This window comes from Rhizobium sp. R634, assembly GCF_002211305.1.
Classification (GTDB): domain Bacteria; phylum Pseudomonadota; class Alphaproteobacteria; order Rhizobiales; family Rhizobiaceae; genus Rhizobium.
In genome coordinates this window covers 158,406-178,919 of the sequence record NZ_LOKW01000004.1, presented here as the reverse complement: position 1 = coordinate 178,919, position 20,514 = coordinate 158,406, and the positions used below count along the sequence as shown (strand labels likewise).

Here is a 20,514-nt window from a genome sequence, read left to right as displayed (position 1 = left end):
GCTTTTCAGTTGACCGCGACCGGTTTGGAGCGCATGCGCGAAACGGTCTCGCGTTCGGCGCGTTTGCAGCGCATCGGCGGCAGGCCGCGATCCATCAGGTCCATGTCCTCAAGCACCATGTCGCCCATCTTCTTGAAGGCGCTGTCGAGCGCGCCGGCGCGGTGCGCCGAGCGGATGAAGCCTTTGAGGCTGCGCACCGGATGGCCGGCCGGCAGCGGCTCCTCAGGGTAGACGTCGCTCGCCGCGACGATGTGGCCCGACGAGACGGCGGCCATCAGCGCATCGAAATCGACGACATCGGCGCGGCTGAGAAGGATGAAGGCCGCGCCCTTGCGCATGCTGGCGAAGGCCTCCGCGCCGAGGAATCCCTTGTTTTCGCTGGTGACGGCTGCGACGACGAAGACGAAATCGCTCTTCGTCAGCACATCCTCGAGGCTTGCCGGCTCGACGCCGTTTTCCTCGAGAATCGATCGCGGCAGCCAGGGATCGAACACTCTGATGCGCGCCCTGAAGCCGGAGAGCACGCGGCGCAGCGCCCTGCCGAGATCGCCGAAGCCGATTATGCCGATCTCGGAACCGGCGACGAGCCGCGCGCTCGCATTGCCCTCTCCGCCCCAGAGTTCGCTACCCTCGCGAAAGGCGACGTCCGCATCGACGATACCGCGCGCCAAGGCCAGGGCGAAGCCAAGACCGATTTCGGCGACCGGCTCGGCGAAGACCTGGCCCGTCGTCACGACATGAACGCCGCGCTGGAACAGCACGTCATAGGGCATGTTGTTCAGGAGATTGCTTTCGACGTTGAGGATCGAGCGCAGGGCCGGCATTCTGGCGAGCGTTTCGGCCGAAAGCGGCGGCTGGCCGATGATATAGCGCGCCCTGCCGAGGATCCCGTCGCCGAGGCCGGCGATATTTTCCGGGTCGGCTTCGACGATTTCGTATTTCGCATGCAGTTCGGCGCGCGCCTTGTCGGTGAAGATCAGATCGAGCGTGCGCGGTTCGGGCGCACTGATCGCCAGGGGCCGTTCGGTATTGCTCATGGGCGTCCTCCTCTGTCTCAGTTCGACGATTGATAGCTGCTGGGCGAGGCCCTTTCCAGTTGGCGAAGCGGAATATGAGCGAGTTGGCGGCGAAACGCTCCGGTCCTGCACAGTCCGGCGCCAAACGAAAGCAACCGAAAGCGGCATTTGCCTATCGGATAAGCAATTGAATTGGTTGGCATTTGGCAGGTTTTTCGTTGACGATGCAAATTCCTTGATCTAGCGTGATGCACGCGACTGTGAACCACGCCCATGTTCGGCGGCCGCAGGAATTTGCAATTTCACGAGGGAATCGAGCAATGAAATCAGCACTCAAGAGCGTCCTTGTTGCTTTGGCTGCCGCAGCGCTTCCGGCCGTCGCCTCGGCCCATCCGGCCATCGGCGAAGCTGCCGGCTTCAGCCATGGTTTTGCTCATCCGATGTCCGGCCTCGATCATATGCTCGCAATGGTGATGGTCGGGGTTTTTGCCTTTCAGCTTGGTGGTCGCGCCACCTGGCTGGTGCCGACGACCTTCGTCCTGGTGATGGCGCTCGGCGGCGCTCTCGGCGTGGCCGGCATCAATATTCCCTTCGTTGAGACCGGCATTGCGCTTTCGGTCGTCATCCTCGGCGCCATCGTGGCGCTCAACGTCAAGGCGCCGCTCGCCGCAGCGGCTGGTCTCATCGGTCTCTTCGCCATCTTCCACGGTCATGCGCATGGCGCCGAGATGCCGGAAAATGCCGCCGGCGCCGCCTATGCCGCGGGTTTCATGGCCGCGACCGCACTGCTGCACGCTGCCGGCCTCGCCCTTGGCTATGCCGTCGGGCGCGCCGGCGAACGCCAAGGTGCCCTGGTGACGCGCACGGCCGGCAGCATTGCTGCCCTTGCCGGCGTCGGCATCCTGTCCGGCCTGATCTGAGCCTGACGCCATTCCAGCCGCCCCCGCAGCGGGCCGGCCGCACCTGATATCGCAGTCACCAAACGCCCGGTAAAGCATTGCCGGGCGTTTTGCGTCATCTCGCAAATTGCTGCGGACTTGACTTAAGTCAAATCCATCGGTGCCGGCTCAGGCTATATATGGTGCACGATCAACGAACCGACGGACATCCAAATTGACGCAGGCCCGCCTTGCAGATTGTCGGCCGGGTCCGAAAGTCTGTATAGTCATTTCAGAAATTTCTGAAACCACAGATGCAACGGAAATGCCCATGAACCTTCCGCCTCTTGTCCAATCCTTCGTTCTTCATTTCGGCGAAATGGGTTCCCGCTGGGGGATCAACCGCACGGTCGGCCAGATCTATGCGCTGCTGTTCGTCTCCCCTGCACCGCTCTGCGCGGAAGAGATCGCCGATTCCCTCGGCATCTCGCGCTCCAACGTGTCGATGAGCCTGCGCGAATTGCAGGCCTGGAACCTCGTCCTGCTCAAGCACAAGCCGGATGACCGTCGCGATTTCTTCACCACGCCGGATGATGTCTGGCAGATATTGCGGACGCTCGCCGAGGAACGAAAGAAGCGCGAGGTCGATCCGACACTGTCGGTTCTGCGCGAAATCCTGATGCAGCGCCCCGCCAGCGAAGCCGAGCGCTATGCGCAGGAGCGCATGGGCGAGATGCACACGCTGATCGAACAGCTGACGCATTGGTACGAGGATGTAAAACAACTTGAAACAGAAAGGCTCGCAACGCTACTCTCGCTTGGCGCGAAAGTGACAAAGCTTCTGGAGGCCAAGGACCGGGTCATCTCGCTCGGCCGCAGCCGCCGGCCGAATCCTGCGAACAAGAGTTAGCGCCATGGGCACCGCTTTCTTCGACGCGACAAACCAACCGGAAGTCCGGCCACGGGATGACGATGCCGTCTCGCCCGGCGGCAGCGCGGCGAAGGGCCGGCTGCGCAGGGCGGCGATGCTGCAGGCGCTGGCCGCCGCCATCTGGATCCCGCAGGCGGGGTTGCTGGCCGTCTCCGTCGGCCGCATCGCCGATGGCGGCGGATTGCATGACGTTCTCTGGCCGGCTTTCGGCATCCTCCTCCTCGGATTGGTTAGAAGCTGTCTCGATGCGGCTGGCGGCCGCCTCGCCTTCCAAGCCGCGCGCGCCGAACTCAGCCGCAGACGCCGGATCGCCGTCTCGGCCCTTTCCATGTCGTCGCCGGTCGATCGCGGCCGGCCGGCATCCGGCAAAGCCGCAAGCGTAATCGGCGAGCAGGCCGAACTCATCGTTCCCTATCTCGCCCGTTTCCAGCCGGCGCGCATGAAGGCGAGCCTCGTGCCGCTGGTCATCCTGGCCTTCATCCTGCCGGTTTCCTGGATCGCCGCGCTGGTTCTGTTGTTCGCCGCGCCGCTGATCCCTGTTTTCATGGCGCTGATCGGTTGGCGTGCCCAGGCGGCCAGCGATAGACAGCTTGTCGCGACCGGCGGCCTTAATGGCTTTCTGCTCGATCGCCTGCGTGGACTGGCAACGATCCGGGCGCTCGATGCAGTCGATGCAACTGCGCTCAAGCTGCGGGATGAAGCAGAGTCGCTGCGCAAGCGCACCATGGCGGTGCTCAGGATCGCCTTTCTCTCTTCGGCCGTGCTCGAACTCTTCGCAGCACTTGGTGTGGCGATGATCGCCGTTTATGTCGGGTTCAGTCTGCTCGGCGAGATTCGCTTCGGCACCTGGTCAGGCCGGCTCGATCTGGCAGAGGGCCTGTTCATCCTGCTGCTTGCGCCTGCTTTCTTCGAGCCGCTGCGCGAACTCTCGACCGTCTGGCACGACCGGGCGGCGGGCGAAGCGGCGCTGAAAGCGCTGGACTCCCTTGCCGTCGGCAGCTTGTCCATTCAGGGATCGGGCGAAGCGAAGGCCTCTGCAAGCGACGAGGCGCCCGCCATCCGGCTTGAAAATCTCGCCTTTCGATATGGCACCGACGCGCCGCTGATCTTCTACGGTTTCAATCTCGATATCGGCGCCGGCGAACATCTGGCGCTGCTCGGCGCCAGCGGTTCCGGCAAGTCGACGGTTCTTTCGTTGATGGCAGGGCTGGCGCCCTGCACCGGCGGCCGCATCGTCATTGGCGGTGTCGAGCTTGGGGATGAGACGGCGGCTGCTCTGCGCGGCGGCATGGCCTGGATCGGCCAGAAACCGCATATCTTCGCCGGCACCATCACCGGCAATATTTCGCTCGGTAGGCTCGGCATCGCACGCGGCGACGTGACGAATGCGCTTGATGCCGCGAGACTTGGAAAGGTGGCCGATGCCTATGGCAGCCAGCCGCTCGGCGAAGCCGGGATCGGACTTTCCGGCGGCGAGGCGCTGCGGCTTGCGATCGCGCGGGCGGCCTGCAATCCGCATCTCAAGATCATCCTGGCCGACGAACCGACCGCGCATCTCGACGCCGCGACCGCCGCCGAAGTGACGGAGAGCCTGCTTTCGCTTGCGCACGGGCGGACTTTGATCGTTGCGACTCACGATCCGCTGCTGGCTGCCCGCATGCATCGCAGCATGCGCATCGACGCCGATCTCATCATCCGGGAGGCAGCCGAATGAGCACATTTGTTGCAGACCTCAAGCCGATCCTGCGCCTCTTCCTTGCCGAGCGCCGGCGCGCGCTGCTGTTTGGCGCGATGCTGTCGGCTGCGACGGTGACGGCGGGCATCGCGCTGCTCGGCCTGTCCGGCTGGTTCATCACCGCCACCGCGCTCGCCGGTCTTTCGGCGGCGGTCGCCATGACCTTCGACGTCTTTGCGCCGGCGGCCGGCATCCGCCTGCTTGCCATCGTCCGCACCGCGGCGCGTTACGGTGAAAGGCTTGCGACCCATGACGCCACGCTCGGCGTGCTTGCCGCCCTCCGCGAAAGGCTGTTTCGCGGCGTTGCCGAACCGGGCGCTGCCCGCGCTCTGCTGCATCGCCCTGCAAGGCTGCTGTTCCGGCTGACGGCAGACATCGATGCGCTCGACTCTCTCTATCTTCGTACTCTCGTGCCGGCTGTCGTGGCGGTCGGTGCGGCATTGGCCGCAAGCGTGGCGCTCGGCCTGATGCATCCGGTGTTCGGTCTGTGCTTCGGCCTCTTTCTCGCGGGCGCCGGCCTCGGCCTGCCTTTGATCGCCGGCCGTGCGGCGCGCAAACATGCCCGCAGGCGCGCCCATGGCATCGAGGCGCTGCGGTCGCGGACGATCGACCTCGTCGCCGGCCAGACCGACCTGCTGATGGCCGGTCGGCTCGATGGTCAGACAAGCGCGATCATGGCCGCCGATAATTATACCGCCCGTGCCGACGACCGGCTGAACCGCGTCGAAACCGGCCTGACATTCGGCTTCGGTCTCGGCTCCACTCTGCTGCTGACGGCGTCACTGCTCGCCGTCGCCGCTTTGGCGGAAACGAAGGCGATCACTGCACCTGTCGCGGCCCTTGGCCTTCTCGTCGCCTTCGCGGCCGTCGAACCCTTCGCGGCGCTGCGCCGTGGCGCCCTGGAAATCGGCCGGACGCTGCTGGCGGCGAAGCGCATCTCGCCGCGGCTTGCCGTCGCGACGGCAGCTGAACCATTGGCGCCGCCGATGCCGGGATATGCCTTTTCGCTGGCTGGTGTGGCCGCCTACCATGAACGCTCGGCCGTGCCCGCTCTTCAGCACATCGACCTCGTGCTCAAGCAGGGCGAACGGCTGGCCGTCATCGGGGCGAGCGGCGCCGGCAAATCCAGCCTGCTTGCTCTGCTTTCCGGTGAATTGCCTGCAGCGTCGGGCAGCGTCGCCGCGGTGACGGCGACCCTGCTGACGCAGCGGACGGAACTCTTCGAGGATAGCCTGCGCGGCAATCTCATCCTGGCGAACCCTGATGCGAGCGAATCCCGTCTCCGTGATGCGCTGGCAGCCGCAGGCCTGCTTGCCGATATCGATGCCATGCCGCAGGGCATGAATACGCGGCTTGGCGAAGGCGGACTCGGCCTTTCCGGCGGCCAGTCGCGCCGGCTGGCGCTGGCCAGGCTCTTCCTGCGCGACACGCCGCTCTGGCTGCTCGACGAGCCGACCGAAGGCCTCGACGGTGCCACCGCCCGCGATGTGCTCCGGCGCCTGTCGGGGATGGCAGCGGGCCGTTCGCTTGTTATCGCGACCCATATCCGCCGCGAGGCCGCGATCGCAGACCGCATCGCCGTCATCGAAGGCGGCCGCGTTTCTGAAGTTTCGCGCCGTGGAGAGGCGGCGTTCGAAAAGGCGCTCGACCGGCTTCGGCCGGACTGAGCGAGACCCGCATGCCCTCAACCGCCATCCGGCGTTGAGGAACGCTCCGTACCCCGTGGGACCGTGGGAGAAAGACAATGGAACTAGATATCGTTGCGCTATCGCGCTTCCAATTCGCGCTGACCGCCCTTTACCACTTCCTGTTCGTACCGCTGACGCTCGGCTTGTCCGTGCTCCTGGCGATCATGGAAACCGTCTATGTCATGACCGGCCGCCAGATCTGGCGGCAGATGACGAAGTTCTGGGGCACGCTGTTCGGCATCAATTTCGTGCTCGGCGTCGCCACAGGCATCGTCATGGAATTCCAGTTCGGCATGAACTGGAGCTATTACAGCTATTATGTCGGCGACATCTTCGGCGCCCCGCTGGCGATAGAAGGCCTGATGGCCTTCTTCCTGGAGGCGACCTTCGTCGGCCTGTTCTTCTTCGGCTGGGACAAGCTGTCGAAGGTCGGCCATCTCGTCGCCACCTGGGCGGTGGCGCTGGGCTCGAACTTCTCTGCGCTCTGGATACTCATCGCCAATGGCTGGATGCAGAACCCGGTGGGATCGGCGCTCAATCCGCAGACGATGCGCATGGAGATCACCAGCTTCTTCGACGTCGTCTTCAATCCGGTCGCCCAGGCGAAATTCGTCCATACAGTATCGGCTGGTTATGTCTGCGCCTCGATCTTCGTGCTCGGCGTCTCCGCCTGGTACGTGCTGAAGGGGAGACATATCGAGCTTGCCAAGCGCTCGATGACGGTCGCCGCCTCCTTCGGCCTGGCCTCGGCGCTCTCGGTCGTCGTGCTCGGCGACGAGAGCGGTTATCTCGCCACCGAAAACCAGAAGATGAAGCTTGCCGCGATCGAGGGCATGTGGAAGACGGAGCCGGCGCCCGCCGCCTTCACCGCCTTCGGCTTCCCCGATCAGGAAGCGCGCGAGACGCATTTTGCCGTGCATATCCCCTGGGTGATGGGTCTGATCGGCACGCGGTCGCTGACGACCGAGATCCCCGGCATCGACAAGCTCGAACAGCAGGCCGAGGTCCGCATCCGCGACGGCATCAAGGCCTATGACGCGCTGATGCAGATCCGTGCGGCGCCCGCGCAGGACCAGGTCGCCCAGGAAGTGCGCAGCTCCTTCGAAGATCTCGGCCATGATCTCGGCTACGCGCTTCTTCTGAAGCGCTACGTCGACGATCCGCGCCAGGCGACCGACGCGCAGATCGCGCAGGCGGCGCGCGATACCATCCCGCATGTGCCGACACTCTTCTGGTCCTTCCGCATCATGGTCGGTCTCGGCATCTTCTTCATCCTGCTGACCGCGACCTTCTTCTGGCTGTCGGCGCGCCGCCATCTCGACAAGTATCCGCTGCTTCTGCGGATTGCCGTATTGGCGATCCCGCTTCCCTGGGTCGCCATCGAGCTTGGCTGGGTCGTCGCGGAATTCGGCCGCCAGCCCTGGGTGATCGAAGGCGTGCTGCCGACGGCTGCCGCCGTCTCCAGCCTCGGCGCCGGCACCGTGCTTTTGACGATCATCGGTTTTGCAGCACTCTACACGGTGCTGATCGTCATCGAGATGAGCCTGATGATCAAGGCGATCAGGCAGGGACCGGAACCGGACGACGAGCCGGAAGCCGTCCTGATATCCGAAACTCTCGTCCCAGCCGCGGAGTGACCTGCCATGATCCTTCACGAACTCATCGACTATGAAACCCTGCGCCTCATCTGGTGGCTGCTGCTCGGCGTGATATTGATCGCTTTTGCAACGACAGGCGGCTTCGATCTCGGCGTCGGCATGCTTCTGCCCTTTGTCGCCAAGACTGATGCGGAGCGGCGCGTGGCGATCAACACGATCGGAGCCACCTGGGAGGGCAACCAGGTCTGGCTGATCCTCGGCGGCGGCGCCATCTTCGCCGCCTGGCCGCCGCTCTATGCGGTTTCCTTCTCGGGCTTCTATCTCGCCATGTTTGCGATCCTCTTCGCGCTCATCCTGCGCCCGGTCGGCTTCAAATACCGGTCGAAACGGGAAAGCGTCCGTTGGCGAAACGGCTGGGACTGGGCACTTTTCATCGGCGGCTTCGTGCCGGCGCTGATCTTCGGCGTTGCTGTCGGCAACGTGCTGCAGGGCGTGCCCTTCCGCTTTGCCGACGATATGCGGATCTTCTACGAAGGCTCGTTCTTCGCTTTGCTCAACCCTTATGCCCTGCTCTGCGGCCTGTTGTCCGTCGCCATGCTGACGATGCATGGTGCGGCCTGGCTGGTCCTGAAGGCGAGCGGGCCGGTGGCGGAGCGAGCGAGAAGCTATGGCAGTATCGCCGCCCTTGCCGCCATCGTGCTCTTTGCCCTCGGCGGCCTCTTCCTGTGGATCGGCGTCGGCGGCTATCGCATCACCAGCGATATCAGCTCGATCGGGCCGTCCAACCCGCTGCTGAAGAGCGTGGCGATCGAGAACGGCGCATGGCTTACCAATTACAGCGCCCATCCCTGGATGATCGTGGCGCCCGTCCTCGGCTTTGCCGGCGCGGCACTGGCCTTTCTCGCCATGCGGGCAAGGCGCGAGGTGACGACGCTCATCTTCAGCAAGGTGGCGATACTGGGCATCATCTCCACGGTCGGTCTGGCGATGTTCCCGTTCATCCTGCCCTCCTCGCTCGATCCGCGGTCGAGCCTGACGGTCTGGGATGCATCCTCCAGCCATTTGACGCTGTTCATCATGCTTGTCGTGACGGTGATCTTCCTGCCGATCATCGTCGCCTACACGGCCTGGGTCTACAAGGTTTTGTGGGGCAAGGTGGACGAGAAGTCGGTCACCGACAAGAATAGCCACGCCTACTGAGGGAGACGAAACGATGTGGTATTTCGCATGGATCCTTGGCCTGCCGCTGGCAGCCGCCTTCGCCGTCCTCAACGCCATGTGGTATGAGCTGATGGACGACGCCGCCAAGAAGAAGGCGTCCGAAACGCTGAAGTAAATATGGAAAGGGCGCGGTTTCGAGCCGCGCCCTTTCTTCTTTTATCAGCCTTCCAGCCACTTCACCTGATCGGGCGTCAGCCGGATGTCGAGTGCCGAGAGGCTGTCTTCCAGCTCGGCGACGGTTCGCGGTCCGATCAGCGGAATGACCGGGAAGGGTTGGGCGATGACATAGGCAAGCGCGATGTGGATCGGATTGCGGCCGAGCTTGTTGGCAAGCTCGATGGCGCGGTCGCGGCGTCCGAAATTGCGTTCGGAATACCAGACGCGCACGATCTCCTCGTCGTCCTTCTTGTCGCGGCCGGCCCGGTCGGTAAAGAAGCCGCGGCCCTGGCTGGACCAGGCGAAGTTCGGGATCTGCTTCTCGTTCAGCCATTTCTTCCAGTCGTCGTCGGAGGCGGCGACGCAGCCGGCCCAGATCGGATCCAGCATCTCGGCGAGCGAGAAGTTGTTGGAGAGTGCCGCAGGTGCGGCCTTGCCTGATTTTTCGGCATAGGCGATCGCCTCGTCGAAACGTGCGCGTGTCCAGTTCGAACCGCCGAAGATGCCGCGGATGCGGCCGCGCTTGACCTCGGCATCCATGGCATCGACGAATTCTCCGACGGGCACGTCGGTATTGTCGCGATGCATGAAATAGATGTCGACATAGTCGGTCTTCAGGCGGGCGAGCGACTGATCGAGCTGCTTGGCGATCATGTCGGGATAGCAGAGCGGCGAATGCGCGCCCTTGCCGATCAGCACGATCTCCTCGCGCGGCACCTTGCGGCTCGTATGCCAGTCGCCGAAGATCGTCTCTGTCTTGCCGGCCCCATAGACATAGGCCGTGTCGAAGGCGTTGCCGCCGGCCTCGTAGAAGGCGTCGAGCGTCAGCGAGGCCGACGCAAAGTTCGGGAAGAACTCGAAGCCGAGTGTCACGACCGAGGCCGGCTTGGAGATGCCTGGAATCTGGCGCTTCGGAATGCTGCTGCCGTGCGTGACCGTGCCGCCGGCAATGTTGGCCGTGCGCTTTACCGCCTTCTCGACGCCGTATTCGAGACCGACCGAGGCGCGCCATTGGTCGAGCACCCGCAGGTTCCCGATCGAATCCGCCCAGCTCATGCCGGGAGTGCTGAACTCCGTCTTGCCGGCGCGGATGGCATCGCCCGCCGCATCCGCCTCGAAGGAATAGAGCCAGCGATCTTCCTTGATCTCGACGGTCTCCTGTTTGCCGCCCTTGAAGATCTCGATCTTACCGACGCCGCCCTTGTGGCCGGAGGCGAACCAGAAGTCCGCCACCTCGATCCGGCCTTCGGAACCGATAATGCGCAGCACGTTGTCCTGCTGGGCCATGATCGAGCAGGAAACTTCGGCGATGATCTCGTTCGGGAACTTCAGCACCGCGGAAGCCCATTCGTCGACGCCGCTCTCTCCGAGATGGGCGACGCCCGAAACCTTCTCCGGTTCGAGGAAGGCTTTGCCTTCCGCCGCGCCGGCGATCAGCCGCGCCATCGAGACCGGGTAGCCGCCGACATCGAGAATACCGCCGCCTGCCGTGTCATTGGCGAAAAGCCGGTGCTCCGGCCGGTAGCTGCCCATGTTGAAGCCGAAGCTCGAGCGGATAATGCGGAGCGTGCCGATGACGCCGCTCTTGACGAGTTCGACCAGCTTTTCCGTCTGCGGATGCACGCGGTACATGAAGGCTTCGCCGGCAAAGACGCCGGCCTTCTTGGCTTCGTAGTATACGGCCTCGGCATCATAGGCCGAAAGTGCAATCGGCTTTTCCACAAGGATATGCTTGCCGGCGCGCGCGGCCTTGATCGCCCATTCGGCATGGCCGGTATGGGGCACGGAGATATAGACCGCGTCCACTTCGGGGTCGGTAAGCAGCGCCTCGTAGCCATTGACGATGCGGGCGCCGGGGAAGTTTTCGGCAAGTCCAGGCTTGGAAGGATTGCGGGTGGCGATCGCCACCAGTTTGCCGGTGCGCGAATGGGCGACGCCGTCTGCAAAGGTGCGGGCGATGGTGCCGGGGCCGATGATGCCCCAGCGGGTAGGTTGATCGGAAGTCATGGAATCCTCTTTCGTCTTTCTGCCTGGGATGGGTTCAGCGAAGCCGTTTGCCGGCGCCGTCGAAAAGGAATGTGCGGCTGGCGGGAAGGCCGACGGTCAGGGTCTCGCGGTTGCCGGCGGTGCGCGATTCCGGCCGCTCGATGATCAGCTGCTCGCCGCCGATGGCGGCATAGATGTAGCTGGTATTGCCGAGGTGTTCGGCAACATCGATGGCGACTGTGAGATCGGCATCGCCCATGCCGGCATCGACGAAATGCTCGGGGCGGATGCCGAGCGTCACCTTGGCGCCTGCTTGGACGGGATCGGCGACGGGAAGCGACAGGCGCGTATTGGCATCGCTTTCAAGCGCGATCACCGCCCTGCCCGGCTGCGTCTCGACCACGACGGCCTTCAGGAAATTCATCTTCGGCGAGCCGACGAAGCCGGCGACGAACTGGTTGGCGGGATCGTCGTAGAGATCGAGCGGCGCGCCGATCTGCTCGATATTGCCGGCCCGCAGCACGACGATCTTGTCGGCCAGTGTCATCGCTTCGGTCTGGTCATGGGTGACGTAGATCATCGTCGTGCCGAGCTGCTTGTGCAGCCTCGAGATTTCGACGCGCATCTGTACACGGAGTTCGGCGTCGAGGTTGGACAAAGGCTCGTCGAACAGGAAGACCTCCGGTTCGCGGACGATGGCGCGGCCGATCGCGACGCGCTGGCGCTGGCCGCCAGAAAGCTGCTTCGGCCGCCGCTTCATCAGCTCGGTGATCTGCAGGATGTCGGCGACATGGCGTACGCGCCGCTCGGTATCCGCCTTCGGATTGCCGTTCATGCGCAGGCCGAAGCTCAGGTTTTCCTCGACGGTCAGGTGCGGATAGAGCGCATAGGACTGGAAGACCATGGCGATGCCGCGGTCGGCCGGCTCGACGTCGTTGACGACCCTGCCGCCGATCCGAAGCTCGCCTGCTGTAATATCCTCGAGGCCCGCGATCATCCGCAAGAGCGTGGACTTGCCGCAGCCCGAGGGGCCGACGAAGACGACGAATTCGCCGTCCTTCACCTCCAGATTGGCGCCGTGAATGATCTCGAAGCCGCCGAAGCGCTTGACGATATTGCTGAGTGAAAGCTCCGCCATGCGGCCTCCCCGATTACTTGATTGCGCCGGCCGCGATGCCGGCGATGAAATAACGCTGCAGAGCGACGAACACGACGAGGATCGGTGCCGTCAGCAGCACTGCCCCTGCCATGATGCCGCCCCAGGAAACCTTGGTCAGGCCGATCAGCGTTCCCAATGCCACCGGCGCCGTCATCATCCCCGGTTTGGAATTGATGAGCAGCGGCCAGAGGTAGTTGTTCCATGAGGCGAGGAAGAGAATGATCGCGAGCGCCGCCATGGTGGGGCTTGCGAGCGGCAGGGCGATGCGCAGGAAGATCTGCCATTCCTTGACGCCTTCGACCCGTGCCGCGTCGAAAAGCTCGCCCGGCATCATCGAGAAGGATTGCCGCATGAACAGCACGCCGAGCGAATTGAACAGCGGTGGCACGATCAGCGCCACCCAGGTGTTTGCCAGCTTGAACTCGCGCGCCACCATGATGAATTGCGGGATGACGACCACGGAGAAGGGAAGCGTGATCGTGCCGATGATGATGGCGATGACGACGGTGCGGCCGACGAAACGGTAACGTGCCAGTGCCCAGCCCGCCATCGAAGTCAACAGCACCGAGAGGAAAGTGTAGATGATCGCGACGCCGACGGAGATCACCATCGCGCCGATGAAATCGGTGTCGGCCTGCAGGTTCTTGAAATTCTCGATGAAGTTGGTCGATGGCCAGAGGACGATCTTCGGGCTGAAGATGCCGTTGTCGGGCATGGTCGAGAACACGAACATCATCCAGAGCGGAAACAGCCAGATCACCGCGAGCGGCGCCAGCACGGCGTGCAGCGCGATCTGGCGCAGGAGGAGGGATTGCGACCTGGATTTCATTTCGGATCTCTCCCGACCCAGAGATTGAGAAGTGAGATGACCACGGCAAGGGCCGCCATCGTATAGGCGATCGCCGAGGCATAGCCGAAGTTCAGCGAGGTGAAGCCCTGGCGGTAGAGGAAGAGGCCGAGGGTCTCGGTGCCGCCGCCCGGGCCGCCGCGATTGGTGATGAGGAAGGGCTCGGTGAAGAGCTGCATGGTTCCGATCACCGAAAGCACGACGCAGAAGAGAATAATCGGTTTCAACAGCGGCAGCGTGATGTGGAAGAATTGCTGCACCTTGCTCACGCGGTCGAGCGTCGCCGCCTCATAGACATCCTCGGGAATCGATTGCAGCCCGGCGAGGATGATGATGGCGTTGTAGCCGGCCCAACGCCACGTGACGGCGAGGATGATCAGCGCCATGGCGGCATTCGCATTGTCGAACCAGGAAACCGGGCTCAAGCCGACGGCGGAGATCAGCTTGTTGATGATGCCGAAATCGAGGCTGAACATCAGCCGGAACACCGCGGCATAGGCGACTTCACCGACGACGACGGGCGCGAAGAAGGCGAAGCGGAAAAGCGGGCGCGCTTTCAGAAGCGGCGAATTGAGCATGACGGCCATGACCGTCGCCAGCGCGATCATCACGGGCACCTGGATCAGCAGGATGATCAGCGTGTTGTAAAGCGCGTTATAGAAGGCCGGGTCGTAGAAGAGCCGGCCCCAATTGGCTTGAAAACTGAATTTCCACGGGTTGATGCGGGTGTTCTGAAAGGAAATCAGGAACGAATCGATGATCGGCCAGACCCAGAAGGTGGCGAAAACAAGCAGATAGGGGGCGAGGAACGCATAGGCGCTCCGGGTTCTGAACGGCATCGAGCCTCCTCCTCTCGAACGAACGAATGACTGGCCGCGTTGCAAGCCGGGAAAGCCGGGCGCATCAAGCGCCCGGCATCGTCATTCATTGTGCGATCGGAAGACCGGTCGCCGAGGCGATCTGGTTGGCGGCGTCGTCGAGCGCCGCCTTCGCATCGGGGTAGCCGCCAGCGAAGAACTTCGTCTGCGTCGCCTTGAAGATGGCTTCGGCATCGCTCTGGAAGGCGGTGCCGCGGCTCGGCACGATCTTCGGCAGCGTCGCCAGGATATCGGCCCAGACCTTCTGGCCGCCCCAATAGGGCTGCGGCTCATTGACGAAGGGATCCTTCTCGGCCGAAAGCAGCGACGGAACCAGGCCGAATTCCTTCAGCATGGTAACCTGGCCCTCATTGGTACCGAGGGCGTAGTTGACGAATTTCCAGGCTGCTTCCTTATTTGCGGAGGTCGCGGAGATGGCGAGCGACGAACCGCCGAGATTGGCCGCATGCGGACCGTCGGCGGTCAGGCTCGGCATTTTGTAGACGCCCCACTTGCCCTTGAGATCGGGCGAGGTCGAGCGAACGGTGCCTTCATACCAGCCGCCATAGAGCTGGCTTGCTGCCTTGCCGGCGGTATTGGCCTGAATCTTTTCGTCCCAGTTGGCCGATGTCAGCGTGCCGGCGTCCTTCATCTCCTTCACCTTTTGCAGCGAGGCGACGCAGGCCGGCTGGTTGATGGTGATGTTCTGGCCGTCGGTCGAGAAATAGCCGCAGCCCTGCTCGTTGGCGATCATGCGGAACCATTCGCTGTCGCCGTTGAAATCGGCCTGCGCCATGACGACACCGGGATTGGCGGCGGAGATCTTCTTGCCGGCAGCGATGAAATCGTCCCAAGTGCTGATCGTGCTCGGATCGACGCCGGCCTTTTCGTAGAGGTCGCGGCGATAGAAGACGGCGACCGGGCCGGAATCCCACGGCATGGCGTAAGCGACGTCGCCGACTTCAAGCTCGGTGCGTTTGAAGTCGGGGAATTTCGCCTGGATCTCGGGCGTATAGCCAAGCTCCTTCAGATTGGCGAAGCAGTCTGGGAAACGGCTCCAGAAGATTTCAGCTTCGAAATTCTCGATGCTGACGATGTCGGGCAAGCCGTCGCCGCCGGCAGCGCAGGCCGCAAGCGTCTTGTCGAACACCTGGCTGTTTCCAAGGTCCTCCACGGTGATCTTGATATCGGGAAACTGCTTGTTGAAGCCGGGCAGCGTGGATTTCAATGCCGACGCGGCGACATTCCAGCTCCAGATGGTCAGGTTGGCCGACTGCGCGAAGGCGGAGCCGGAAGCGAGCAGTGCGACAGCTGCGGTCGCAGCAAGAAGTTTGAAGCGCATTGAAAATCCTCCCTTTTCAATTGCCGATCTTTCACGAACGCGGTTAGACTATCCGCAAGGGAGCGGCTGTCTCCTAAAAAGGGAATATGGATTTGGCGGAAAGTAAGATCGGCACGAGTGCAATCTATCGGCCCGGCGCGAGCAGCATCGAAGGCTCACCGACCGCGCTGCAGATGTTCCATGCCCATCCGCTCGTCATGGCCATGCCGCACTGGCATGCGCAGGTCGAGGTCAACTACGTCATGCGCGGCACAGTTCACTATCGGATGAGCGACCACGAATTCCGGTTGAACGCTGGCGAAATGTGCCTCTTCTGGGGCGGTCAGCCGCATCAGATGGACGAATCCTCGGATGATTCGCTCTATGCCGGCGCGCATCTGCCGCTCATCTATTTCTTCCGGCTGCGTCTGCCGATCAGCATTTCCAGCCGGCTGATGAAGGGCGAGACGCTGCTGACCTCGGCAACCGATGCCGCCGACAACGAGAATTTCGCCCGCTGGTTCCGTTATGCCAAGTCCGGCGATTCCGCCAAGGCCCAGCACGCCGTCGATGAATTACTGCTGCGCATCGAGCGCATCGCACTCGAACCCTATTCGATGACGACATCGAAGGCGACAGTCAGCCTGGAAGGCGACCAGCCGCATCCGAACTCCTCGCGCAGCGTCGCGCGCATGTGCGATTTCATCGCCGCCAATTTCCTGCAGGACATCGATTCGGTCGATATTGCCCGCGCCGCCGACCTGCATCCGAAATATGCGATGAACCTGTTCAAACGGTCGACCGGCATGACGCTCAGCAAATATGTGACGCTGCTCAGGCTGTCGCGCGCCCAGGCGATGCTGATGAGCGAAGGCGCCAATGTGCTGCAGGTCGCGATGGACAGCGGCTTCGGCTCGATCAGCGCCTTCAACAAATCCTTCCGCCACATCGCCGGCATGTCGCCATCCGATTTCCGCCGCGATATCAGGCTGGTGACGACGATCTCCGCCGACGCCTTCCGGAACTAGATGTGAGCCAGAAGAGCTTGCCGGCGGATGGCAAGCATCGGCTTACTTTTTCTCGGCGAGCTCGATCTGGATGCCGTCTGGGTCGCGCAGGAAGGCAACCTTGTGGAGCACCTCGGCATTGATCGCGAGGCGCGGCCGTTCCTTGATCTCGACGCCGGCCTTCTCCAGCCGGGCGAAGGTCTCATCGACGCTTTCGAACAGGAACGTCAGATGGCGCAGACCGGCCATACCATCAGGCACATCCACCGCCCTTGCCGCGCCGCCGGCCGGCGCGAAAATCTCCAGCATGCCGCCACCGGCATCGAGAAAGGCGACCTCGGAGCCGTCGGCCATCTTCCTGCGCAGATTGAGGCGCAGGCCGAGCAGGCCGCAGTAGAAATCGACGGTGCGGTTCATATCGCTGACGGTCATGCCGACATGCTCAAAGGATTTCGGCATGGAAGTGCCCTCCCCTGCTCAGACGTTCGCGGCCGCGCGCCGTTCCTCCTCCGGAAGCCAGGAGCGGTAGAGCGGATGATCTGCGGCGATCGGCATCGGCGTCGGCTGCCCGGTGCGCTGCGAGAAATAAGCGGCCGTCACCAGTTCCAGCGAATTGCGGGCATCCTGCAGCGTCACCGGCGGGTCGGTATCCTCGACGATTGCCTTGTGGAAGAGTTCGAACTGGCGGGTGTAGCCATCCTCGGTGGGCACGTAGCCAGCGAGCGCCTCATCGATCCGCACCTGATGTTCCTCTGTCCCGGCGACGAACGTCCACGGATCACGGCCCATCGTATAAGGTTCGATGATACTTTCGGCGACGAGGTCGTTGAAGCAAAAACGCAGCCGCGAGATCTCCTTGCGCGAGCCGAGCGTCATCGACAGCGTTGCCAGCGAGCCGTTCTGCATCTTCACCGAAAGGGCCGCCGTATCCTCGACCTGGATCGGATTGACCAGGGTGGCGCCATAGGAGAACACCTCGGCGCAGGGGCCATGCACATAGTTCAGCATGTCATGGGCGTGGATGGCGTGGCCGAGAAGACCGCCGCCGAGCTCGGTCGCCCATTTGCCGCGCCACGGCACGGCATAATAATCCGGGCCGCGCCACCAATGCGTCTCGATCGTCGTCAGGAACGGCTTGCCGGCAAGGCCTTGCTCGATCAGCAGCTTCAGCTTCTGCAGGCCGGAGCCGTAGCGATACTGGAAGATCGGCATCAGCTTCCTGCCGGGGAAGCGGGCGAGGATGCGCTCCATCTCGTCGACCTCGGCGATCGAACCGAAGAGCGGCTTTTCGCAGATCACGTGCTTGCCGGATTCGATGCCCTTGCGGCAAAGCTCGAAATGCGAGCTCGGCGGCGTCGAAATGTCGATGATATCAAGGTCGTCACGGGCAAACAGCGATTCCGCATCCTGCGTATATTCGCCGATGGCGAATTCCTCGCAGAGCGCCTTGCCGCGATCCTCGTCGAGCGAGCAGAGCACCGGAACTTCGAAGAGATCCTTGTTCCAGCCGAAGCCGGTTAGATGCCGCGCGGCGATGCCTGCGCCGATGACGCCGACGCGTAATTTTCTCGTCATGATATCCTCCTCAGCGAGCGCCGATGCGCGCGGCTTTCGTCTGGGCTTCGAGCGAAAGGCGGCAGACTTCGAAAACGTGATCCTGCGTCATCGCCGTCTGCGTGCGATTGCCGACGTCGGCGGTGAAAGCATCGAAATAATCGAGCTTTTCGTCGCTGCAATCGATGTGGGTCATCTCCTTGCCGTTGACGAGGAAGAGGTGATCCTTACCCGGCCGGCCGGCGATATCGATATATTTGCGCAGCTCGATATAGCCCTCGGTGCCGAGGATGGTCAGGCGTCCGTCACCCCAGGTCGACAGCGCCTCCGGCGTGAACCAGTCGACGCGGACGTAACCTGCCGCCCTGTCCGAGCGCAGCAGCACTTCGCCGAAATCCTGGAAGGCGGGTTTGTCGGGCATGCCAAAATTGCCGATCGAGCTGGCGATGACTTCGCCTGCGGTCGAGCCGGTATAGAACAGGAACTGATCGACCTGATGGGAGGCGATATCGACGATGATGCCGCCGAAATATTCCGGATCGAAAAACCAGTCCGGCCGGGTCGGCAATTGCAGCCGGTGCGGACCGACGCCGAGCGTCTGGATCACCTTGCCGATCGCGCCTTCCCTGACCAGCTTGCCGGCCTTGACCGCGGAGCGCACGCAATGGCGCTCGGAAAAGCAGATGGAAAAGATCTTGCCGGTTTCGGCGACGGTGCGCTTGACCTCTTCGAGCTGGGCGAAGGTCGTAACACCAGGCTTGTCGGTCATCACATCCTTGCCGGCTTTCATTGCGCGGATGGCAAGGCCGGCGCGATCGCGCGGGATGGCCGAAATGCAGATGATATCGATCGACGGATCGTCGAACAGCTTCTCCCGGTCGATCTGCGGCGCGTCGGGATAGGTCTTTTCAAAGGCCTCCCGCAGTGCCGGCACGGAGGTCTGCGGGCAATAGCCGACGAACTCGCCGCCGGCGGCGAGCAATCCCTTCACATGATCGAACGTATGCCCATGGTCGATTCCGACGACGGCAAATCTCAACATCGCTGCAATATCCTCCCGGGATTTTCCTGGCACCGGCCAAGCCGGCATCCTCTATTTCGGCCAAAACAGATAACGAAAGCTGGCTCCTGTCAAGGCGAGAACAGCGGTGAAATCGCCCAGGCGCCAGATTAAGCATGTGAAAAATAACGATTATTTTGTATCTAAATAGTTATTTTGCCGCACGTACGATTGGAGATCCGCGTTTCGATCCGATCGGGCGAAAGTCTTTTTCCCCGGCGTATCTTGCCCGATCTCCATGAATGTGATCGATTTCGGCCGCCGCCGGGCTGGAGGGCGGCAATGACTTCGAAAATTTTCAAAGAGCGCTCCCCGCTTGCCTGTGACGGAGGATCACCATGTCTCATCCCCTTCTCGATGCCGCCGCTTCGGGTGGTCTGTTTGTCGGCCGCGTCTGGAGCCCTGAGGCTGCCGGCCCGAGCATCGTGACGCTTCGTGAGGGGGTGCTGATCGACATTACCTCGCGCGAGGCACCGACGCTGAGCAACTTGCTCGAAAAGCAGGATGCCGCAGGCTTCGTCCGCGCCGCAAACGGCAAGGCGATCGGCTTGCTGGAGGAGGTCGCCGCCAACAGCAAAGGAGCGCCGGATACCGCACGCCCCTATCTGCTTGCGCCCGCCGACCTGCAGGCGGTCAAGGCCTGTGGCGTCACCTTCGCCCAATCGATGATCGAGCGCGTCATCGAGGAGAAGGCAGCCGGGAATCCCGATCGCGCCGCCTCGATCCGCGAACGCGTCCGCGCGCTGATCGGCGGCAGCCTCGCCAATCTCAAGGCCGGCTCGCCCGAGGCGGCCAAGGTCAAGCAGGCCCTGATCGATGAGGGCATGTGGTCGCAATATCTCGAAGTCGGCATCGGCCCGGATGCCGAGGTCTTCACCAAGGCGCCGGTGCTCTCCTCGGTCGGTTGGGGCGCTGATGTCGGCCTGCATCCGATCTCCACCTGGAACAATCCCGAGCCGGAAATCGTGCTGGCGGTCAACAGCCGCGGTGAGATTAAGGGCGTGACGCTCGGCAACGACGTCAACCTGCGCGACGTCGAGGGCCGCTCGGCGCTCCTGCTCGGCAAGGCCAAGGACAACAACGCCTCCTGCTCGATCGGCCCCTTCATCCGCCTGTTCGACGCCGGTTACGGCCTGGATGACGTGCGCAGGGCCGAGCTTGACCTGAAGGTCACAGGCGAGGACGGTTTTGTGCTCAACGGCAAGAGCTCGATGTCGCAGATCAGCCGCGATCCGACCGACCTCGTCAAGCAGACGCTCGGCCGCCATCATCAATATCCTGACGGTTTCATGCTCTTTCTCGGCACATTGTTTGCGCCGACACAGGATCGCGAAGCGCCGAAGCAGGGCTTCACCCACAAGATCGGCGATGTCGTCGAGATTTCCTCGGCAGGTCTCGGTGCACTCGTCAACACCGTGCGCCTCTCCACCGAATGCCCGCCCTGGACATTCGGCATATCGGCGTTGATGGGGAATCTCGCAAAGCGCGGGCTGCTTTAAC

The 20,514-nt window shown here is 62.9% G+C and carries 18 protein-coding genes; 9 read left to right on the top strand and 9 right to left on the bottom strand.

Translation table 11 applies throughout. From position 1 onward, the window contains the following. Positions 1-5 precede the first annotated feature (5 nt). Positions 6-1,037: a hydroxyacid dehydrogenase gene (locus ATY77_RS07845; RefSeq protein WP_088686834.1), complete on the bottom strand. Its 1,032-nt coding sequence runs from the start codon at positions 1,035-1,037 to the stop codon at positions 6-8. Positions 1,038-1,336: 299 nt separating this feature from the next. On the opposite strand from ATY77_RS07845, the gene ATY77_RS07840 reads away from it, so the two are divergent. The 7 genes from ATY77_RS07840 (at position 1,337) to cydX (ending at position 9,182) form a co-directional block, all read left to right on the top strand. Beyond that, the gene (locus ATY77_RS07840; protein WP_088686833.1) at positions 1,337-1,936 is read left to right on the top strand and encodes a HupE/UreJ family protein; all 600 of its coding nucleotides are present in this window, start codon (positions 1,337-1,339) and stop codon (positions 1,934-1,936) included. Between the two features lie 289 nt (positions 1,937-2,225). Then, complete coding sequence (locus ATY77_RS07835) at positions 2,226-2,804, top strand: GbsR/MarR family transcriptional regulator (RefSeq protein ID WP_088686832.1); 579 nt, start codon at positions 2,226-2,228, stop codon at positions 2,802-2,804. 4 nt (positions 2,805-2,808) lie between these two features. Next, the gene (gene cydD, locus ATY77_RS07830; protein WP_088686831.1) at positions 2,809-4,539 is read left to right on the top strand and encodes a thiol reductant ABC exporter subunit CydD; all 1,731 of its coding nucleotides are present in this window, start codon (positions 2,809-2,811) and stop codon (positions 4,537-4,539) included. Continuing rightward, positions 4,536-6,227, top strand: coding sequence for an ATP-binding cassette domain-containing protein (locus ATY77_RS07825; protein WP_088686830.1), 1,692 nt, complete (start codon positions 4,536-4,538; stop codon positions 6,225-6,227). The genes cydD and ATY77_RS07825 overlap by 4 nt, the downstream gene beginning before the upstream one ends. Positions 6,228-6,304: 77 nt before the next feature. Next, positions 6,305-7,885 carry a cytochrome ubiquinol oxidase subunit I gene (locus ATY77_RS07820; protein ID WP_088686829.1) on the top strand — a complete coding sequence of 527 codons (1,581 nt, stop codon included), beginning with the start codon at positions 6,305-6,307 and terminating at the stop codon, positions 7,883-7,885. 6 nt (positions 7,886-7,891) lie between these two features. Further along, on the top strand, positions 7,892-9,046 hold the full coding sequence (gene cydB, locus ATY77_RS07815; RefSeq protein ID WP_088686828.1) for a cytochrome d ubiquinol oxidase subunit II: 1,155 nt from the start codon (positions 7,892-7,894) through the stop codon (positions 9,044-9,046). A gap of 13 nt (positions 9,047-9,059) precedes the next feature. Further along, complete coding sequence (gene cydX, locus ATY77_RS07810; protein WP_040143024.1) at positions 9,060-9,182, top strand: cytochrome bd-I oxidase subunit CydX; 123 nt, start codon at positions 9,060-9,062, stop codon at positions 9,180-9,182. 44 nt (positions 9,183-9,226) lie between these two features. Here the strand turns inward: cydX and ATY77_RS07805 are convergent, their stop codons facing one another. The 5 genes from ATY77_RS07805 to ATY77_RS07785 form a co-directional block, all read right to left on the bottom strand. After that, positions 9,227-11,230, bottom strand: coding sequence for an aldo/keto reductase (locus tag ATY77_RS07805; protein ID WP_088686827.1), 2,004 nt, complete (start codon positions 11,228-11,230; stop codon positions 9,227-9,229). A gap of 34 nt (positions 11,231-11,264) precedes the next feature. After that, positions 11,265-12,347 (bottom strand): sn-glycerol-3-phosphate ABC transporter ATP-binding protein UgpC, encoded by a 1,083-nt coding sequence (gene ugpC / locus ATY77_RS07800; RefSeq protein WP_088686826.1) that lies wholly within the window; start codon positions 12,345-12,347, stop codon positions 11,265-11,267. A 13-nt stretch (positions 12,348-12,360) separates the two neighbouring features. Further along, positions 12,361-13,197 carry a carbohydrate ABC transporter permease gene (locus ATY77_RS07795; RefSeq protein ID WP_088686825.1) on the bottom strand — a complete coding sequence of 279 codons (837 nt, stop codon included), beginning with the start codon at positions 13,195-13,197 and terminating at the stop codon, positions 12,361-12,363. Next, a complete protein-coding gene (locus ATY77_RS07790) occupies positions 13,194-14,054 on the bottom strand; it encodes a sugar ABC transporter permease (RefSeq protein ID WP_088686824.1) in 861 nt (286 codons plus the stop codon). The genes ATY77_RS07795 and ATY77_RS07790 overlap by 4 nt, the downstream gene beginning before the upstream one ends. An 85-nt stretch (positions 14,055-14,139) precedes the next feature. Continuing rightward, a complete protein-coding gene (locus ATY77_RS07785) occupies positions 14,140-15,414 on the bottom strand; it encodes an extracellular solute-binding protein (protein ID WP_088674759.1) in 1,275 nt (424 codons plus the stop codon). 86 nt (positions 15,415-15,500) lie between these two features. On the opposite strand from ATY77_RS07785, the gene ATY77_RS07780 reads away from it, so the two are divergent. Beyond that, the gene (locus ATY77_RS07780) at positions 15,501-16,421 is read left to right on the top strand and encodes a helix-turn-helix domain-containing protein (protein ID WP_088686823.1); all 921 of its coding nucleotides are present in this window, start codon (positions 15,501-15,503) and stop codon (positions 16,419-16,421) included. Between the two features lie 42 nt (positions 16,422-16,463). Here ATY77_RS07780 and ATY77_RS07775 read toward each other — a convergent pair whose 3' ends face one another. Genes ATY77_RS07775 through ATY77_RS07765 form a run of 3 tightly spaced genes read right to left on the bottom strand, consistent with a single transcriptional unit; the run spans position 16,464 to position 18,996 of the window. Beyond that, positions 16,464-16,859 carry a VOC family protein gene (locus tag ATY77_RS07775; RefSeq protein WP_088686822.1) on the bottom strand — a complete coding sequence of 132 codons (396 nt, stop codon included), beginning with the start codon at positions 16,857-16,859 and terminating at the stop codon, positions 16,464-16,466. 18 nt (positions 16,860-16,877) lie between these two features. Beyond that, positions 16,878-17,975, bottom strand: coding sequence for a Gfo/Idh/MocA family oxidoreductase (locus ATY77_RS07770; protein WP_088686821.1), 1,098 nt, complete (start codon positions 17,973-17,975; stop codon positions 16,878-16,880). A gap of 10 nt (positions 17,976-17,985) precedes the next feature. After that, positions 17,986-18,996: a Gfo/Idh/MocA family oxidoreductase gene (locus ATY77_RS07765; RefSeq protein WP_088686820.1), complete on the bottom strand. Its 1,011-nt coding sequence runs from the start codon at positions 18,994-18,996 to the stop codon at positions 17,986-17,988. 356 nt (positions 18,997-19,352) lie between these two features. On the opposite strand from ATY77_RS07765, the gene ATY77_RS07760 reads away from it, so the two are divergent. Continuing rightward, positions 19,353-20,513, top strand: coding sequence for a fumarylacetoacetate hydrolase family protein (locus ATY77_RS07760; RefSeq protein WP_088686819.1), 1,161 nt, complete (start codon positions 19,353-19,355; stop codon positions 20,511-20,513). The last annotated feature ends 1 nt before the right edge of the window (position 20,514 follow it).

Bases quoted from the DNA above. Each gene is read 5' to 3' on its own strand.
- ATY77_RS07845 (WP_088686834.1), bottom strand. From the start codon at position 1,037: ATGAGCAATACCGAACGGCCCCTGGCGATCAGTGCGCCCGAACCGCGC.
- ATY77_RS07840 (WP_088686833.1), top strand. From the start codon at position 1,337: ATGAAATCAGCACTCAAGAGCGTCCTTGTTGCTTTGGCTGCCGCAGCG.
- ATY77_RS07835 (WP_088686832.1), top strand. From the start codon at position 2,226: ATGAACCTTCCGCCTCTTGTCCAATCCTTCGTTCTTCATTTCGGCGAA.
- cydD (WP_088686831.1), top strand. From the start codon at position 2,809: ATGGGCACCGCTTTCTTCGACGCGACAAACCAACCGGAAGTCCGGCCA.
- ATY77_RS07825 (WP_088686830.1), top strand. From the start codon at position 4,536: ATGAGCACATTTGTTGCAGACCTCAAGCCGATCCTGCGCCTCTTCCTT.
- ATY77_RS07820 (WP_088686829.1), top strand. From the start codon at position 6,305: ATGGAACTAGATATCGTTGCGCTATCGCGCTTCCAATTCGCGCTGACC.
- cydB (WP_088686828.1), top strand. From the start codon at position 7,892: ATGATCCTTCACGAACTCATCGACTATGAAACCCTGCGCCTCATCTGG.
- cydX (WP_040143024.1), top strand. From the start codon at position 9,060: ATGTGGTATTTCGCATGGATCCTTGGCCTGCCGCTGGCAGCCGCCTTC.
- ATY77_RS07805 (WP_088686827.1), bottom strand. From the start codon at position 11,230: ATGACTTCCGATCAACCTACCCGCTGGGGCATCATCGGCCCCGGCACC.
- ugpC (WP_088686826.1), bottom strand. From the start codon at position 12,347: ATGGCGGAGCTTTCACTCAGCAATATCGTCAAGCGCTTCGGCGGCTTC.
- ATY77_RS07795 (WP_088686825.1), bottom strand. From the start codon at position 13,197: ATGAAATCCAGGTCGCAATCCCTCCTCCTGCGCCAGATCGCGCTGCAC.
- ATY77_RS07790 (WP_088686824.1), bottom strand. From the start codon at position 14,054: ATGCCGTTCAGAACCCGGAGCGCCTATGCGTTCCTCGCCCCCTATCTG.
- ATY77_RS07785 (WP_088674759.1), bottom strand. From the start codon at position 15,414: ATGCGCTTCAAACTTCTTGCTGCGACCGCAGCTGTCGCACTGCTCGCT.
- ATY77_RS07780 (WP_088686823.1), top strand. From the start codon at position 15,501: ATGGATTTGGCGGAAAGTAAGATCGGCACGAGTGCAATCTATCGGCCC.
- ATY77_RS07775 (WP_088686822.1), bottom strand. From the start codon at position 16,859: ATGCCGAAATCCTTTGAGCATGTCGGCATGACCGTCAGCGATATGAAC.
- ATY77_RS07770 (WP_088686821.1), bottom strand. From the start codon at position 17,975: ATGACGAGAAAATTACGCGTCGGCGTCATCGGCGCAGGCATCGCCGCG.
- ATY77_RS07765 (WP_088686820.1), bottom strand. From the start codon at position 18,996: ATGTTGAGATTTGCCGTCGTCGGAATCGACCATGGGCATACGTTCGAT.
- ATY77_RS07760 (WP_088686819.1), top strand. From the start codon at position 19,353: ATGTCTCATCCCCTTCTCGATGCCGCCGCTTCGGGTGGTCTGTTTGTC.